Raw genomic sequence first — 15,767 nt, forward strand, 5'->3', positions numbered from 1 at the left:
AATTTTTAAAAATGCTCCCTAATTTTTTATTACTTTTTTTAAAATATTTTTAGTTTATATAAAAATCCATTAAATTTCAATGTTTTTTTGAAAATATTACTTTAAACAGTATGTACAAAAGTATATAAATATGTTATACTGTTAAAGTAATATTCTTTATATTATATTTATTTATTATATTTTTAAGGAGGTTTTTCGATGAAGAAAAGGTTTTTAACCCTACTATTAACGTTTTCATTATTATTAAGTAGCACGAGTGCTGTTTTTGCTAATGAAAAAGTTAATAAATTTCCAAAAATTACAAAAACTACAGATAAGTTTAAAGAAAATGAAAATGAAGAAAAAACTTATATTGTAGTTTTAAAAGAAAATTCCGAAGTGGATTTTGCCAGTTTAAAAACTGCAGAAGGAAAAAAAGCCAGAGAAGCTAAAAGTAAAGCTTTAATCAATGCTTTTAAAGCTGAACTTGATAAGGCTGATATAAGTTATGAAACATATTATGAATATGACTTATTATTTGCCGGAATTGCTTTAAAAACTAAGGTTAAAAATATCAAAAAAATTTCAAAAATGGCTTCTGTTGAGTCAGTTGAAGTTTCAAATGAATTTTTAAAACCTACAGTTAAAAAATCTGAAAAAGAATTTAATTCCAAGAGAAAGAAAAGAAGTTTAGATTCAAACAATCTAATGAAGGTTACAGACGAACTTAGAAAGAAATACAACGGACAAGGTAGAGTTGTATCCGTATTAGATACAGGTGTTGATGTAAATCACGACATCTTAAGAGTTTCTGAAGTTGCTAAAGGAAAATATCCAACTAAAGCTTCTATGGATCAAAAGATGAAGGAAGCCGGAATTAATTATGGTAGTTGGAGAACTGACAAAGTTGTTTATGCTCATAACTACAGCACAAATGGCGAAAATGTAAAAGAAGAAATGAGAGAAGAATCTCACGGAATGCACGTTTCCGGTATTTCAGTAGGTAATCCGGAAAAAGAATCTGAATTTACTCAAGAAGACGGAACAACTAAAAAAGAAAAAATAATAGGAACTGCTCCGGAAGCACAACTTATTTTTATGGGAGTTTTCCAAGGACAATCAACTTATACTCATATTTATGCAAAAGCTCTTGAAGACTCTGTAAAACTTGGAGCAGACAGTATAAACTTGAGTTTAGGTGCTCCCAACGGTTCTGTTGCATCTGTTGGAAAAGCTATGGATAAAGCTATAGCTTATGCGAGAAAGATGGGTGTTATTGTAGCTATCGCTGCCGGTAATGACGGACATTTCGGTGCATTTAGTGCTAATCCTCCTGCAACAAATCCTGACTATGGTACAGTTGGACAACCTGGGGTTGCAAAGGACGCTTTAACTGTTGCGGCTATGTATACTGATGTTGAAAGAGTTAGAACTATCAGCATCGAAGGAGTTCAAGGAGTATTAAAATCAGGAGATTATTTCCCGGGTTATGATTATCAGGGAGATCCTGTTCCTGAAAAGAACTTTATACCTGACGGTCAAGATTTTGCAAAATACAATGTAGTTGAAGCAGGTCTTGGAAATGAAGATTCCGACTATGATGGCAAGGATGTTAAAGATAAAGTTGTTTTAGTAAAAAGAGGTGGAGCTACTTTTGCAGATAAGATTAAATTAGCCGGAGAAAAAGGTGCTAAAGGGGTAATAATCTACAACCATGAAGATGGTGGAGATGACCTTATAAGTATGGCATTTGGAGATCAAATAACAGACGTAAAGATTCCATCTGTATTTATAGGAAATTCTGCAGGTAAGAAAATTATTGAAAATATTAATAAAGAAGTTAAATTTACAAGACAATTAAGTGCAATCCCTTATGCTGATGGTGGACAATTAACTGATTTCTCATCTTACGGTTGGGCATCTGACGGATCTTTTAAACCTGATATAACAGCTCCGGGCGGACTTATTTATTCTTCAATAAATAATAATAAATATGCAACTATGAGCGGTACTTCAATGGCAACTCCTCATATTGCAGGTGCTGTAGCTCTTGTAAGAGAAAGTTTAAATAAAAGACATCCTGAAATTAAGGGAGATAAAGAATATGACATTATTAAAGCTCTAATGATGAGTACAGCAGATCCTGTTAAGGAAAAAGGAACTGAAAATTATGTTTCTCCTAGAAAACAAGGTGCGGGTGCTGTAAATGTTGAAAAAGCTACATCCAGCGAACTTTATGTAGTTGATAGCAACAATAATCCAAAAGTTAGATTAAATGATGTTGATAGCAAATTCGATATTAATTTAAAAGTTGTTAATATTGGAAATAAGCCAAGAACTTTAAAATACAAGACTGTTTTAGGTACTGATGCAGTTGCTGACGGAAAATTTACTTTAAAGACAAATACTTTAGAGACAATTCAAGGAAAAGAAATCACTGTTCCTGCTAATGGTTCAGTAGATGTTAAAATAACAGTTGATGCAAGTAAACATAATAAAAAATTAAGTGAACAAATGCCTAATGGTTACTTCTTAGAAGGTTTTGTATTCTTTGAAGATGCAAAAGATAATACAAAAGAAGTTAGTATAGCATTTAGTGGATTTAAAGGAAAATGGGCTAATGTACCTCTTTGGGAAAAACCTGTTTATGAATTTGATTTAAGCAAAACACTTCCTATGTATATGCTACAAGGAAATACTTACACAGGAGATGTTACATCTCTTGTAACAGTTGAAAACAACCCTTATGCAAGAGGTAAACAATGGACAGGAGATAATGGAAAACAATATAATTTTGTTGGGAGTAAAGGTGAAATTCCTCTAGGTTTCAATGCAGGAAATGTTTCATTCTCAAAGGATAATTTAGCAATTTCTCCAAATGGAGATAATAATAAAGACTTTGTTGCATTCAAAGGTGTATTCTATAGAAATACACAATATATTAAAGCTAAAGTTTATGATGAAAATGGAAATCTTGTTTATGAAAATGGTTCAGGTTATGCTTATAAAAACAGCAATAACTACAGTGACGGTACTGAAAGATCCAATATTATAGATCAAACTTTCTGGAATGGAGTAAAGAATGATGGTACTGCTCTTCCAGAAGGAAAATACAAATATGTAATAACAGCAAACTCTGAAGTTCCGGGCGCTGCTGTTGAAAACGAACAAAAATTGGAATTCGACGTAAAAATCGACGTTACTGCTCCTGTAATTGCTAAACCTAAGGTTGAAGGAAAAATTTACAAACCTGAAATTACAGATAATTTAAGTGGTGTTGAAGAAACATTCTTAAAATATATTGATTCAAATGGAGATACTAAATGGATACTTCCAAAAGATGACGGTACTTTTGAAATTCCTGATGGAGTAGAACATAAGAATATTTCTATTCATACTTTTGACCATGCAGGAAATATTTCTTCACTTAATTTAGATGGATCAACTTATGTTGAACAAGAACAAAAACCACAAGATTTAGGAGCTAACATAAGACCTATATTCAAAGTAACAAACTATAAAGACTTTGAAGGAAAACATATTGAAGGTTCTGAAAACTTAAATATGTTCCCAATTGAAATCAATTGGAAACAAGATGTTTGGGTTAATGACGGAACAAACTGGAATCCAATGAGAAATTATAACTATTCTAACGGATTAGTAAATGTTGCTCCGGGAGCATATACATTCTACATTGCTCAAATTCCTGATATATATGAACCTTTGACTTCACAAATGAACAGCATAACTGCTGAAAAAGATAAAACTAAAGATCTTGTTTTGGAAACAAAACAAAAAGAAGAAAAAATTCCGGCAGGACATGGAGAAGTTAATATCAGATTACAAATAGAAGACTATGCTGAGGATTATATGGGTCCTGGTGCAACTTATGTAATCAAAGATAAAGATGGAAATGTAATTAATATAGATAATTTCAAAACTTATACTAAAGTTTACGAATCTCCAATAAAGGATGAAGACGGAAAACTTACAGGAGTTAATTTCCACAGAGCTAAAATGACTGTTTTACCTGTTGGAGAGTATACTGCTGAAATTACTACAAGTGATGATTCTTTAACATTTGAAACAAAAACAATTAAATTTACAGTTGAAGAAAACAAACCAAAGAAGGTAATCTTTAAGACAAAAGAAACTATAAAAGATGTTGTAAATGTTTCTTTTGAAGGTTTGGATGAGCTTCCTGAAGGAATAAAAGTAACTCTTGAAAATGTTGATTCAAAGGAAAAAACTGAATTAACACAAAGTAAATTTAATAAAAAAGTATTCCACGGAGATATTCCAAATGGTAAATATAAAGTTACTATAGAAGTTCCTGAAGGATATAAAGTAGATAGAGAAACTTTTGAAATTACAGTTGCAAATGACAAAGTTAAAGAAGTTGTAAATATCAAAAAATTAGTAACATTAACTGATAAAGATAATAAAGTTACAGTTTCAGGTTACGGTTTACAAGAAGATTGGACTCTAAAAGCTGAAGTTAAAGATAAAAATTCAGTTGAAAAGTTAAAAGATTCTGACTCTGATTTATACGACATTTACTTTGTTGATAAAGACGGTAATAAGGTTGATGTTCCTGAAGGCGAATACAATGTTTCAATAGTAAAAGCTACAGGAAAGACAGCAAAAGCCGTTCACTATGTAAATAACGAAGGAAATCTTGAAAATATTGAATTTACTCAAGATGATACTAAAGTAATGTTTAAGGCAACACACTTCTCAGTTTACGCGGTTGAATATGCTAAAAATGAAGAACCGGGACAACCGGGACAACAACCTCCTAAGAAGAGAAAAGGACTTGTAAAGACAAATCTTGATTCAAATGTTTTAGGACTTGTTGCAATAGCAGTTGCTTCTTTAGGAATGGCAGTAGTTGTTGGTAAAAAGAGAAAAAATAAATAAGAAAAGATAATTTAAAAAGTGGTTACGATGTAGCCACTTTTTTTATGTAATGAGTTTTTTAGAATTTTATGATTTATTAAAGCAGGTAAATAGTAGTTTTTATTGAGAAGACGGTTTTATTTTATAATTAAAATTTTATTGAAAAACTTAAAAAGAAATGTTATAATTATAAAAACGATATAGAATATCAATAAAAAGAGGTAGCATATGGAAATAAAAAAGTTTTAAAAGAAGATTTAGAGAAACTTATTCCGAGTTTTAAAAAAGCATTTAATGAGAGTGAGTGGAATCAAAGATGGACAGATGAAAGTGTTAGAATTTCTTTAACCAATATTTTTGATTTTCCACATTTTTATGGGCTTATTGCCATAAAAGAAGGTGTTCCGGTTGGAGCCATATTAGGACATGTACAAACTTTTAATGATGGGAAAACATACTATATTGATGAACTGTTCGTTGATCCGATTTTTCAAAAACAGGGAATAGCAAAAGCATTATATGGTGATGCTATAAGAGAATTGAAAAAATTGGGAGTTTCCGGAGCGTTTTTTACAACTTTAACAAATTCTTCGGCATATGATTTTTATAAATCTCAAGGAGCTATTCATTTGGAGGATAGTGCTGTATTTTATCATCCTTTTTAATAAATAGTATTTAAGCGATTACAAAAAGTAGTCGCTTTTTATATAGTCTTTTATAAAAAAGTGATCTTTTGGGCACTTATTAAATTATTTACTTCCGATTATTATCCCAATTTTTTCTTGAAAAATAAGGAAAGATTAAACCTATCAGTATAAAAATTACTCCTAATAGAGAAAATCCATTTGTATTTTTGATATATACAACGAAAAATATAATCCCTAAAATCAAGAGCCTTCCGGATATAATATAATTTTCATAGTATTTTTCAAAATATTTATTTCTAAATATTTTAAATTTTCCTATTTTGGTAAAAAATACTAAGTAGGAACTTATACAAATACAAGTTACAGCTATAATAGTAATATAAAATTTATTCACATTTAGTAAATTTAAAAATCCAATTATAAAACCGGAAAACAATACAACTAAAAATGATTTGTATAAATCTCCTGTACTCATTCTTTTCATTTTTTATTCCTCTAATTTTCAATTAATAAATTTATTCGTTTTTATTTTCCTTTAAGTATTTATCTAAGGTTTTTGTGAGTTTAAATAAAAATAATTCACGTTATAGCAGTTTGTAAAGAGATATTTCCTAACACGTCATCTCGACCGTAGTGTAACGGAGTGGAGAGATCTCACACTATTATTTGTTTACAAATAATAGTAAGTCCTGTAAAGGACTTAGAAATAAAACAATTAGATAAAATTTGTAAATCACCTAAAGACTAATTTAGTACGAAATTTGCATATTAAATGTATCTACGATACATTTACTTTTGATTGTTTACAATCAAAAGTATGAGATTTCTCCACTTCACTTCACTACGTTCCGTTTCGGTCGAAATGACGCATAAAGGAATAATCTTTGTTCTACAGCTAGACGTTAAAAGTAAATAATCATCAAACTATTATCCTATATTTATATCATAACACAAATCTCTCAAAAAGCAATAGTTTAATTTATTAAATTCAAACAGTTTTTCTTCAATATTATAACTTTATAATTATTTTATTGCTTATTTCTTGAATTTATATTAAAATATTGATAGTAAAATGAGTTTTTTAAGGAGTTTTTATGATTTATTTAGATAATGCCGCGACTACGAAAGTTCGCGATGAAGTTATAGATATTATGGTAAAATATTTAAAAGAAAATTACGGAAATCCGTCATCTCTTTATGATTTTGGATATTCCGTTTCTAAAGATATAAATTCTTGTAGAGAAGTTATAGCAAAATATATAAATTGCAAGGCTGAAGAGGTGTTTTTTAACTCCTGTGCGACAGAGGGAAATAATACTGCAATTTTTGGAGCGATTTCAAGTGCAAAGGGAAAAAATATTGTTTCAACAGAGATTGAACACTCCTCCGTTTTTAATGTCTATAAATTTTTAAAAGAGAAAAAAGAGATTAGATTTTTAAAATTGGATGAATTAGGCTATATCGACATTGAGAGTGTAAAAAATCTCGTAGATGAAAATACTGAAATAGTTTCAATAGCCTATGTTCATAATGAGCTTGGCATTATTCAAGATGTTGAAAGCATTGGAAAAGCGATTAAGGAAAAGAATAAGAAATGTATTTTTCATGTTGACTCTGCTCAGGCTTTCGGGAAAGTAAATATTGATGTAAAAAAATCCAAGATTGATATTTTAACTTTGAGTGGACATAAAATTCACGCTCAAAAGGGAATTGGTGCAATATATGTAAATAAAAATATAAATTTAAGACCTTTTGTTTTGGGTGGAGGTCAGGAAAAAGACTTTAGATCCGGAACGGAAAATGTGGCTGGAATAATGGGTTTAAAGGTCGCTACCGAATTTATGTATGAAAATTTAGATAATAGAAAAAACATTTGGAAAACTTAAGAGATTTACTGATTTCAGGCATTTCAAAAATAGAAAATCACAAATTTTTAACTACTAAAGACGGAGTTCCGAATATTGTAACTGTCGCTTTTGAAAATATCAGAAGTGAGGTGCTTTTACATTTCTTGGAGAGTGAAAAGATTTATATTTCAACAGGCTCTGCTTGTAGTAAGGGTAAAAAGAGCAGAACTTTTGACGGGATAGGTCTTGACAACAAATATAATGACGGAGTTGTAAGGATTTCTCTTTCCGAGTTTAATACAGAAGAAGAAATTAAAGTTTTTATTGAAAATTTAGAAAAGTATGTAAATGAAATTAGAATGATTATGAAAAGAGGAAGATAATGGATTATTTAATTAGCGTAAGTTTCGGAGAGCTGACTTTAAAGGGAGATAATAGAAAAGATTTTGAAAATAGAATTATAAAAAAGATAAAAAAAGCGATAGCAGATTTTGAAGTTGAAGAATTTTATAAGGAGCAGGGAAAAGTCTATATAAAGGCTGATAGAGAGCTTTTTGATGAAATGATTGAACAAATTAAAAAAGTTTTTGGAATTTTTTATATCTGTGAAGTTTTAAGAACTGAAAAAAAGCTTGAAAATATAAGAGAGGCGACAAGAGTTTTAGTAAGTGATTTAGGAATAAATGAAGAAAAGACTTTTAAAGTCTTTGTAAATAGAGTTGATAAGAAATTTACTCCAAAATCTCCTGAACTTTCAAGGGATCTTGGAGGAGTTGTACTTAAAAATTTCGGAAATCTTTTAAAGGTTGACGTTCATAATCCACAAATGCCAATTTATGTAGATGTTAAAGAATATGTTTATGTCTATGTAAAGAGATATAAGGGCTTTGGTGGACTTCCAATTGGCTCAAGCGGGAGAGGACTTTTGCTTCTTTCAGGGGGAATTGACAGCCCCGTTGCTGGTTTTGTCATGGGTAAAAGAGGTATGGAAATTGGAGCAATACATTTTCATTCCTATCCTTTTACAAGTGAAAGAGGAGAGGAAAAAGTTAAAGACCTTGCAAAAATACTTTCAAATTATGTTGGAAAATTTACAATGACAAGCATAAATCTTTTACCGATTCAAAAGGAAATTGCAAGCAAATGCCCTGAAAAAGAAATTACTATTCTAGGCAGAATTTTTATGATGAAAATTGCAGAAAAACTTGCGATTAAACAAAATTATCACGCACTAATCACAGGAGAAAGTCTTGGACAGGTTGCAAGTCAAACTATTCAAGGAATTACAGTTGTGGATAAATCTACTGAAATTTCAATTTTAAGACCTTTAATTGCAATGGATAAAACTGAAATCATTGACATTGCAAGAATGATTGACACTTATGAAACTAGTATCTTACCTTTTGAGGATTGTTGTACCGTGTTTTTACCAAAACATCCGGTAACAAAACCGAAGATTGAAGATATAAATAACAGTTTATCTCTTTTAGATGTGGATAGACTTATTGATGAAGCATTGGCTAATAAAAAAGTGTATGAAATAAATGAACAATAATACAAAGAGATTTTTCAGCTTTTAAAGTTTAAATTTGTTGTTACAGCTTTACTTTTTATTATAAAAGTATTAAAATATAGTTAGATATTTATTTGGAGGGTTTATATGAAAAGAATAAAAAGATTTTTAATGGCTCTTGCTCTTTTTTCACTTTCTATTACATCAGTAGGCTGTTCATCAAATGGTGGTGGAAAACTAACTAATGAAGAAATAATTAAGAAAATTGATGAAGCTTCAAAATCAGTAAAGAGCTCAAAAGCAAATGTTGAAAGTAAAGTAAGTTTTAATCTTGGTGGAAAAGATTATGTTACATCTGTAACAATGGAAGCAGAGGCAATTTCAGAACCGTTGACAGTAAAAATTACCGGAAAAACAGAAACTCTTGGACAAAGTTTTGATATGAATATGTACATTACTGAAGAAAATATGTATATTCAAAATATGTTAACTAAAGAGTGGATGCATGTTAAAGATGAAAATCTTAAAAAAACATTGGAAGGACGTAAAAATTCAGCTAATTTCAATGATTCATTAGCACTTTTAAATGCAATGCAAAAAAATATAAAAGTAGAAGAAAAGGGTTCAAATTACGAAGCTACTTATTCAGGAATTGACGATTCAGCTAAAGAAGTCTTGAAGAAAATGATGGTTTCAAGTCAACCGGATGCGGTAAAAGCGCTAAAGAATATGGAAATAGAAAAACTGGATATCAAATATGTTATAGATAAAAAGACATTTTATCCAACAGAATGTGAAATTAAAACAGGAATGAAAGTTTCAGAAGCCGGTCAGACTATGTCATTTGATATGGAAATGAAAATCAAGTATTCTGATATAAATCAAGTTAAGGAAATAGTAATTCCTGATGAAGTTAAAAATGCAAAAGACTATAAATCTAATTAAAGAAAATTTAATGCAGATAAATGAAAGTTTATCTGCATTTTTTTGAATATTTTAAGTCTTTACTTTTTTAAAAAAATATATTAATATATACTTACACATTGATTTAGGGGGTTATTATGAAAAAATAAAAAAATATTAATGGCTCTTGCTATTTGCTTAGTTTCTTTTATAGCAGTAGGCTGTTCATCAAAAAGTGATAATGACAATAATAACAATAATAATAACAATAATAATAATACAAATAATAATCAAAAAAAGAAAATACAATATCAGCTGAAGAACTTTCAAATAAAATTTTAGAAGCTTCAAAAGCAGTAAAAAGCACAAAAGTTAAAGTTCAAAGCAAAGTAAAAAGTGATATTTTTGGAAAAGGAGCAACTTGTAATTCAGAAATTGAATCAACAATTTCATTAGAACCACTTGTAGTTAAATTAGAAGGAAAGACTACTATAGTTGGACAAAAATCCAGTGGATACAATATGTATTTTAATGAAGAAGATATGTATTTTCAATCATCATTTGATAAAAAATGGTATAAAATTAAAGATGGAAATTTCAAAAATGTTTTCGGAAAACAAAAAGATGTTGGAAATTTAGCGACTATTCCTGAATTAATTAAAGCTGTAGAAAAAAATATTTCAATAGTTGAAGAGGGTTCAAACTATGTAGTTACTTATTCCGGAAAGGACGAAACAGCTAAACAAGTACTTGAAAAAGCATCACTTTCAATTCAACCTACTTTGGCAAAGTCATTTGAAAATATGACTCTTGAAAATTATGAAGTAAAATATATAATTGATAAAACTACCTTTTATCCGCTAGATTGTGAGATAAAGATAAAAGCTACTGTTAAACAAGAGCAAGGTTCTGTATCATTTGATTCAGAAATGAAATTAACTTATTCTGATATAAATAAAGTTGAACCGATAAAAATACCGGATGAAGTTAAAAATGCTCCGGAAATGAAATAAAAAGGTAATTAAAAATATATTACTATATAGTTACACATTGACTAAGGAGGTTAATTATGAAAAAATTACAAAGAATATTAATGGCTCTTGCTCTTTGTTCTCTTTCTATTGGAGCAGTAGGCTGTTCATCAAATAGTAAGATGAGTAATGAAGAAATTATCAAGAAGATTGACGAATCTTCGAAATCGGTAAAGAGTTCGAAGTCAAAAGTGGAAAGTAAATTAAGTGTTAATCTTTCAGGTAAAAGTATAGTCACAACTGTTACAATGGACGCAGAAGCTACTGAAGATCCATTTGTCGTAAAAGTAGATGGAAAAGTGGAAACAGGCGGGAAAAGCAGAGATATTAATATGTATATGCTGGGAGAAAAGATATATATAAAAAATATTTACAAAAAATGGGTACTTGCTAAAGATGCAAATTTAAGAAAGATATTTGAAGATAGAAAAAATATTGCTAAATTTGACAATATGGTAGAGCTTTTAAAATCTGTTGAAAAGAATTTCAAGGTAGAAGAAAAGGGTTCAAATTATGAAATTACTTATTCAGGAACGGATGCTTCTGCTAAAGAAGCCTTGAAAAAAGCTATAATTTCAACTCAACAAAACTCAGAAAAAATTCTTAAAAATATGGAAATTGAAAAACTTGAAATAAAATATCTAATTGATAAAAAGACATTTTATCCAACAGACTGTGAAATAAAGTCAACAGTTAAGGTTTCGCAAGGAACCAAAGAAATATCCTTTAATATGGATATAAAAGCAAATTATTTCGACATCAATCAAGTTAAAGAAATAGCAATTCCTGATGAAGTAAAAAATGCAAAATAATTGAAGAAAATAGAGAAAAATAATTTAATGCAGACTGAATGTCTGCATTTTTGCTTCAAAACTTATATTTACATTTTATTAAAGATATATTAAAATGTAATTAGCATTTGTTTTGGAGGTGTGATATGAAGATAATACAAAAAATTCTAGTATTTTTAACTATTTTTCGTTTTTATTATAGCAGTAAGTTGTTCATCTGATATTGACAAAGCTGGAAATGAAGAATTAGTTAAGAAAGTTACAGAAGCCACAAAATCAATAAAAAGTACAAATGCAAAAATAGAAACTAAACTAAATTTCACAAATCCGGATCAAAATGTAAATGCAATTATAACTTTAAACAGCTCCATAACTACAAATCCGTCAATTGTAAAAATTAGTCGTAATGAAGAAAGAAATGGACAAAAGGTAGAGAATATATTTTATATTACAGACGATACGGTTTATATAGAAGATGTAGAAACTAACACTTGGAAGAAGGCTATAAACGAAAAGTTTAGACAATCGTATAATCGTAGAATAAGCCTTACAAACTTTGAAAGTGTAACAGAATTTTTAAACTCTATTAAAAATAAAATGAAAGTGTCTGAACAGGACTTTTTTTATGAAGTTAATTATTCAGGAAGTGATCTTTCTGTCAAAGAAGTCTTGGCAAAAATTACAACCTTGATTCAACCGGATATAGATAGATTAATAAAACAGCTATTGCCTGAAAAAATTGAAGTAAAATATATAATTGACAAAAAGACATTTTTACCGATAGAATGTAAAATAAAAGCTAAATTTGCATATTTTAAAGATGGAAAAAGGGTTGATTCGGTATCTTTGGATGAAGAAATTACAGTAAAATATTCTGAAATCAATGAAGTTGAAGAAATAATAATACCAGAAGAGGCTAAAGACGGAAAATTTATAGAAGATGAACTATCTTATAATTAACGATTGGACATTTAAGGAGTGAAAATTATGGAAATAGCAGAGGGCATTATAAAAGCTATAGTTTTAGTTATTTTAGTAGTTATTTTGATGTTTTTGGCAAAAGAATCTACAGTTGAAAATAAATTTACAATGAAAAAATATATAAAATGGATTTTTCTTATAGAAATCATCTTAATTGTTTATGTAACATTAATGCGATTATATTTTGAATACAGTTTTCTTTCATATACATTTGTTATTGGAATAATCATATCAGTAACTATGGCATATCGACTTATGGTTTATATTAGAGAGATAGCTTGGATATGGTTTTTAAAAAATATGGAGATTATAGTAAAGGAAAAATCCATTATACTACTTTAAATATCATCTTTACAGTCTCTTTTTTGGAGAAAAAGGAAGCCATTACCTTATTTTTGGATTTGTTGAGATAATACTTATACTATTTCCAATGGTAATACTGTCTAATTTACTAGCTTTTCTAATATCAAATTTAATTTTAGGAAACGGCTGGAGTATTGTAATATAAATGGGAAAATGATGAATTAAAAAGCAGATTAGTGAGTCTGCTTTTTTGTTTGTAAAGTTATATTTGATGTATCTACGATACATTTACTTTTGCTAAAGCAAAAGTATGAGATTTCTCCATTCCGCTCTGCTACAGTCGAAATGACGTATAATGGAAATAACTTCGTTTTGTAACTAGACGTTAAAGGCAAATAAACTTCAAATTATCTTTATAAATATAGTAGGAAAATTATAATATAAAAAGTTAAAAATTATATAATCATATTTAAATATATTATATAAAACAAAATAATTCACGTCACGATACTTTGAATAGAAACTATCCCAAAACGTCATTTCGACCGTAGTGTAGCAAAGCGGAACGGAGTGGAGAAATCTCATAACTTTGTTTACTTGTAAATAAAGTTAGGGCTAGATTCATTCCGCTCTGCTACAGTCGAGATGACGTGTAAGGAAAAAACTTCGTTTAGTAGCTAGACGTTAAAAGTAAATAAACTTCAAATTATCTTTATAAATATAGTAGAAAAATATAGTAAAAAATAGTATAAAAAATTAATACCCATTGTATTTTAATATATTATATGAAACAAAATAGTTCACGTCAAAATATTTTATAAAGAAAAGCCCCCAACACGTCATTTCGACCGAAATGAACGAAGTGAATGAAGTGGAGAAATCCCATTATTCTGTTTATGTGTAAATAAAAGTAGGTCTGACGGAGTAATTGTATCTTTGATACAATGACTCTGGAGATCTCATACTATTATTTGTTTACAAATAATAGTGAGTCCTGCAAAGGACTAAAAAATAGTTAAATAAAATTACTATGCAAATTTAAAGCTCCCTTATTATGAAAAAATCCACAAAATGTATTTATGATATATTTTACTTTTGATTGTATATTCTACAAAGGACTTGTATAAAATTAGTAAATAAAAAAGGAGTTCAAACTCCTTTTTAAATTAATTACTATTTTATATCTTGTTGTTTGAAGATATAGATGCTTAAAAGTGAGCAAACTACAATCCATACAAACATTGAAATTATAAAAGTTGTCGTTGATTTTGATGATGCTCCTGATGATACAATATTTGCAATAAAATTAGGAGAAAATTTTGAAAAATTTTTAAATTTGAAAAGTACTTCTGCTAAGTTAATCAATATTTCTGATACTAATATTAAAACTATTGAAATTGCAATGGCAGCTCCTGAGCTCTTTACTATAAAGCTAATTAAAGTAGTAATTGAGGCAAAGGCACAAAGCGCAATAATTGCAATTCCTGTTAATTTCATTAGTTCTATAAAATCTTTTGACTTTATTGAAGTTTTTGAGAATAATATTAATACTATTAATCCCGCAATTACTGAACAAACCATAAAGAGAATAGCCAAAACGAAATTCCAAATCAATTTTGAAAGCACTATTTCTTCTCTTTTAATTCCTTTAGAAGCAATATTTTTAATAGTTCCGGTTTTAAAGTCATTTCCAACAAATATACAAGGAATTATTAAAAATACTAAAGTTACAGGATTAGCAATAGATCTATATTGTTCAAATTGAAGATTTGATATGCCGTAACCAGATGAAAATTTTATCATTATATATAAACCGATAGTATTCATAGCTATTGCAACTAATATACAAATCCACCAAAATTTAGTTTTTTGTAATTTATATTTATCATAATTTAAAACTCTATTCATGTTTACCTCCTATAAGTTCCATAAAATAATCTTCCAAATCAATATTCTTAAATCCATAAGAAGCAGGGATTACACCCCTTGCAGTTATTTGTTTTAGAATTTCATCGGAATTTTCTTCGCCGGAGATAGTAAATTTAGATTTTTCTCTATCTAATGAATAATTTATATTACTTTCGTTAAAGAATGTTTCAACATTTTCAATATCAGCTTCTTTAACTTTTATTTCAAAGCCTGCTTCGGTTTTCTCATAAAGCTCTTTAGCGGTAAATTCTTTGATAAGTTTTCCGTTATCTATAACTCCATATCTTGTTGCCAATTTATGAAGTTCTCCTAAAATATGACTTGAAATTAAAACCGTAATATTTTTTCTCTATTCAATTTTAAAATCAAATTTCTAATATCTCTGATTCCTTCCGGATCAAGTCCGTTAGTAGGTTCATCGAGAACTAAAAATTCAGGGTTTCCAACTAGTGCAATAGCAATTGAAAGTCTTTGCTTCATACCGAGTGAAAAATCTTTAGTTTTCTTTTTCATTGATGAATCAAGCCCAACAGTTTTAAGTAAATCATCAATTTCTGTATTACTAAGCTTTATTCCTACAACTTTTGATTGAGCAATTATATTATCTTTAGCAGTCATCTTTGGAAATATTGCAGGATTTTCGATAATACAACCTATTTTATCTCTTCCTTCAAGCAGATTAGTTGAACCGAAAAGTTCTACTTCACCACTATTTTTCTCACAAAGACCCAGTAAAATTCTAATTAAAGTTGTCTTACCTGCGCCATTTCTTCCGATAAATCCGTAAATATCTCCGCGATTAATATTCATATCAACATTATCTACTGCATAATTTTGTCCGAACATTTTAGTAAGATTCTTTACTTTTAAAATATTTTCCATAAAAAAACCTCCTTATAAAGCTTTTTTTAATTATTTTAGCATAAAGAGGTTTTAATATCAAT

Annotated in this window: 15 protein-coding genes; 10 read left to right on the plus strand and 5 right to left on the minus strand. The window is 28.8% G+C overall.

Going from position 1 to position 15,767, the window contains the following annotated elements; genetic code table 11:
- Nucleotides 1-198 precede the first annotated feature (198 nt).
- Nucleotides 199-4,899: a S8 family serine peptidase gene (locus tag HMPREF9127_RS00935; protein WP_009447942.1), complete on the plus strand. Its 4,701-nt coding sequence runs from the start codon at nt 199-201 to the stop codon at nt 4,897-4,899.
- A 248-nt stretch (nt 4,900-5,147) separates the two neighbouring features.
- On the plus strand, nt 5,148-5,543 hold the full coding sequence (locus HMPREF9127_RS00940) for a GNAT family N-acetyltransferase (RefSeq protein ID WP_052635930.1): 396 nt from the start codon (nt 5,148-5,150) through the stop codon (nt 5,541-5,543).
- An 88-nt stretch (nt 5,544-5,631) separates the two neighbouring features.
- On the opposite strand, the gene HMPREF9127_RS00945 is transcribed toward HMPREF9127_RS00940, so the two are convergent.
- A complete protein-coding gene (locus HMPREF9127_RS00945) occupies nt 5,632-6,009 on the minus strand; it encodes a hypothetical protein (protein WP_009448134.1) in 378 nt (125 codons plus the stop codon).
- A gap of 610 nt (nt 6,010-6,619) precedes the next feature.
- Here HMPREF9127_RS00945 and HMPREF9127_RS00950 point away from each other — a divergent pair.
- From HMPREF9127_RS00950 to HMPREF9127_RS00970, 6 genes are all read left to right on the plus strand, one after another.
- Complete coding sequence (locus tag HMPREF9127_RS00950; RefSeq protein WP_009448149.1) at nt 6,620-7,411, plus strand: cysteine desulfurase family protein; 792 nt, start codon at nt 6,620-6,622, stop codon at nt 7,409-7,411.
- A complete protein-coding gene (locus HMPREF9127_RS08620) occupies nt 7,399-7,755 on the plus strand; it encodes an aminotransferase class V-fold PLP-dependent enzyme (protein WP_009448413.1) in 357 nt (118 codons plus the stop codon). The genes HMPREF9127_RS00950 and HMPREF9127_RS08620 overlap by 13 nt, the downstream gene beginning before the upstream one ends.
- Nucleotides 7,755-8,927 carry a tRNA uracil 4-sulfurtransferase ThiI gene (thiI, locus tag HMPREF9127_RS00955; RefSeq protein WP_009448328.1) on the plus strand — a complete coding sequence of 391 codons (1,173 nt, stop codon included), beginning with the start codon at nt 7,755-7,757 and terminating at the stop codon, nt 8,925-8,927. Before HMPREF9127_RS08620 ends, thiI begins: the two co-directional genes overlap by 1 nt.
- 105 nt (nt 8,928-9,032) lie before the next feature.
- Nucleotides 9,033-9,830, plus strand: a complete 798-nt coding sequence (locus HMPREF9127_RS00960; RefSeq protein WP_009447809.1) for a DUF6612 family protein — start codon at nt 9,033-9,035, stop codon at nt 9,828-9,830.
- A gap of 293 nt (nt 9,831-10,123) precedes the next feature.
- Complete coding sequence (locus tag HMPREF9127_RS00965) at nt 10,124-10,801, plus strand: DUF6612 family protein (RefSeq protein ID WP_482198129.1); 678 nt, start codon at nt 10,124-10,126, stop codon at nt 10,799-10,801.
- 56 nt (nt 10,802-10,857) lie between these two features.
- Nucleotides 10,858-11,631: a DUF6612 family protein gene (locus HMPREF9127_RS00970; RefSeq protein WP_009447797.1), complete on the plus strand. Its 774-nt coding sequence runs from the start codon at nt 10,858-10,860 to the stop codon at nt 11,629-11,631.
- A 155-nt stretch (nt 11,632-11,786) separates the two neighbouring features.
- Here HMPREF9127_RS00970 and HMPREF9127_RS08150 read toward each other — a convergent pair whose 3' ends face one another.
- Complete coding sequence (locus HMPREF9127_RS08150; RefSeq protein WP_176604723.1) at nt 11,787-11,933, minus strand: hypothetical protein; 147 nt, start codon at nt 11,931-11,933, stop codon at nt 11,787-11,789.
- On the opposite strand from HMPREF9127_RS08150, the gene HMPREF9127_RS09700 reads away from it, so the two are divergent.
- Both HMPREF9127_RS09700 and HMPREF9127_RS00980 read left to right on the plus strand, forming a co-directional pair.
- Complete coding sequence (locus HMPREF9127_RS09700) at nt 11,890-12,570, plus strand: DUF6612 family protein (protein ID WP_482198131.1); 681 nt, start codon at nt 11,890-11,892, stop codon at nt 12,568-12,570. The genes HMPREF9127_RS08150 and HMPREF9127_RS09700 overlap by 44 nt on opposite strands.
- Before the next feature lie 27 nt (nt 12,571-12,597).
- A complete protein-coding gene (locus tag HMPREF9127_RS00980; RefSeq protein WP_009448066.1) occupies nt 12,598-12,933 on the plus strand; it encodes a hypothetical protein in 336 nt (111 codons plus the stop codon).
- A gap of 1,134 nt (nt 12,934-14,067) precedes the next feature.
- On the opposite strand, the gene HMPREF9127_RS00985 is transcribed toward HMPREF9127_RS00980, so the two are convergent.
- The 3 genes from HMPREF9127_RS00985 to HMPREF9127_RS08630 are packed head-to-tail and all read right to left on the minus strand — an operon-like array spanning nt 14,068 to nt 15,705.
- Nucleotides 14,068-14,802 carry an ABC transporter permease gene (locus HMPREF9127_RS00985; RefSeq protein ID WP_009447758.1) on the minus strand — a complete coding sequence of 245 codons (735 nt, stop codon included), beginning with the start codon at nt 14,800-14,802 and terminating at the stop codon, nt 14,068-14,070.
- Nucleotides 14,795-15,118 carry a hypothetical protein gene (locus HMPREF9127_RS08625; RefSeq protein ID WP_009447879.1) on the minus strand — a complete coding sequence of 108 codons (324 nt, stop codon included), beginning with the start codon at nt 15,116-15,118 and terminating at the stop codon, nt 14,795-14,797. The genes HMPREF9127_RS00985 and HMPREF9127_RS08625 overlap by 8 nt, the downstream gene beginning before the upstream one ends.
- Nucleotides 15,119-15,150: 32 nt before the next feature.
- On the minus strand, nt 15,151-15,705 hold the full coding sequence (locus HMPREF9127_RS08630; RefSeq protein WP_009447857.1) for an ATP-binding cassette domain-containing protein: 555 nt from the start codon (nt 15,703-15,705) through the stop codon (nt 15,151-15,153).
- Between the last annotated feature and the right edge of the window lie 62 nt (nt 15,706-15,767).

The sequence above is a fragment of the Parvimonas sp. oral taxon 393 str. F0440 genome (genome assembly GCA_000223315.2).
Classification (GTDB): domain Bacteria; phylum Bacillota; class Clostridia; order Tissierellales; family Peptoniphilaceae; genus Parvimonas.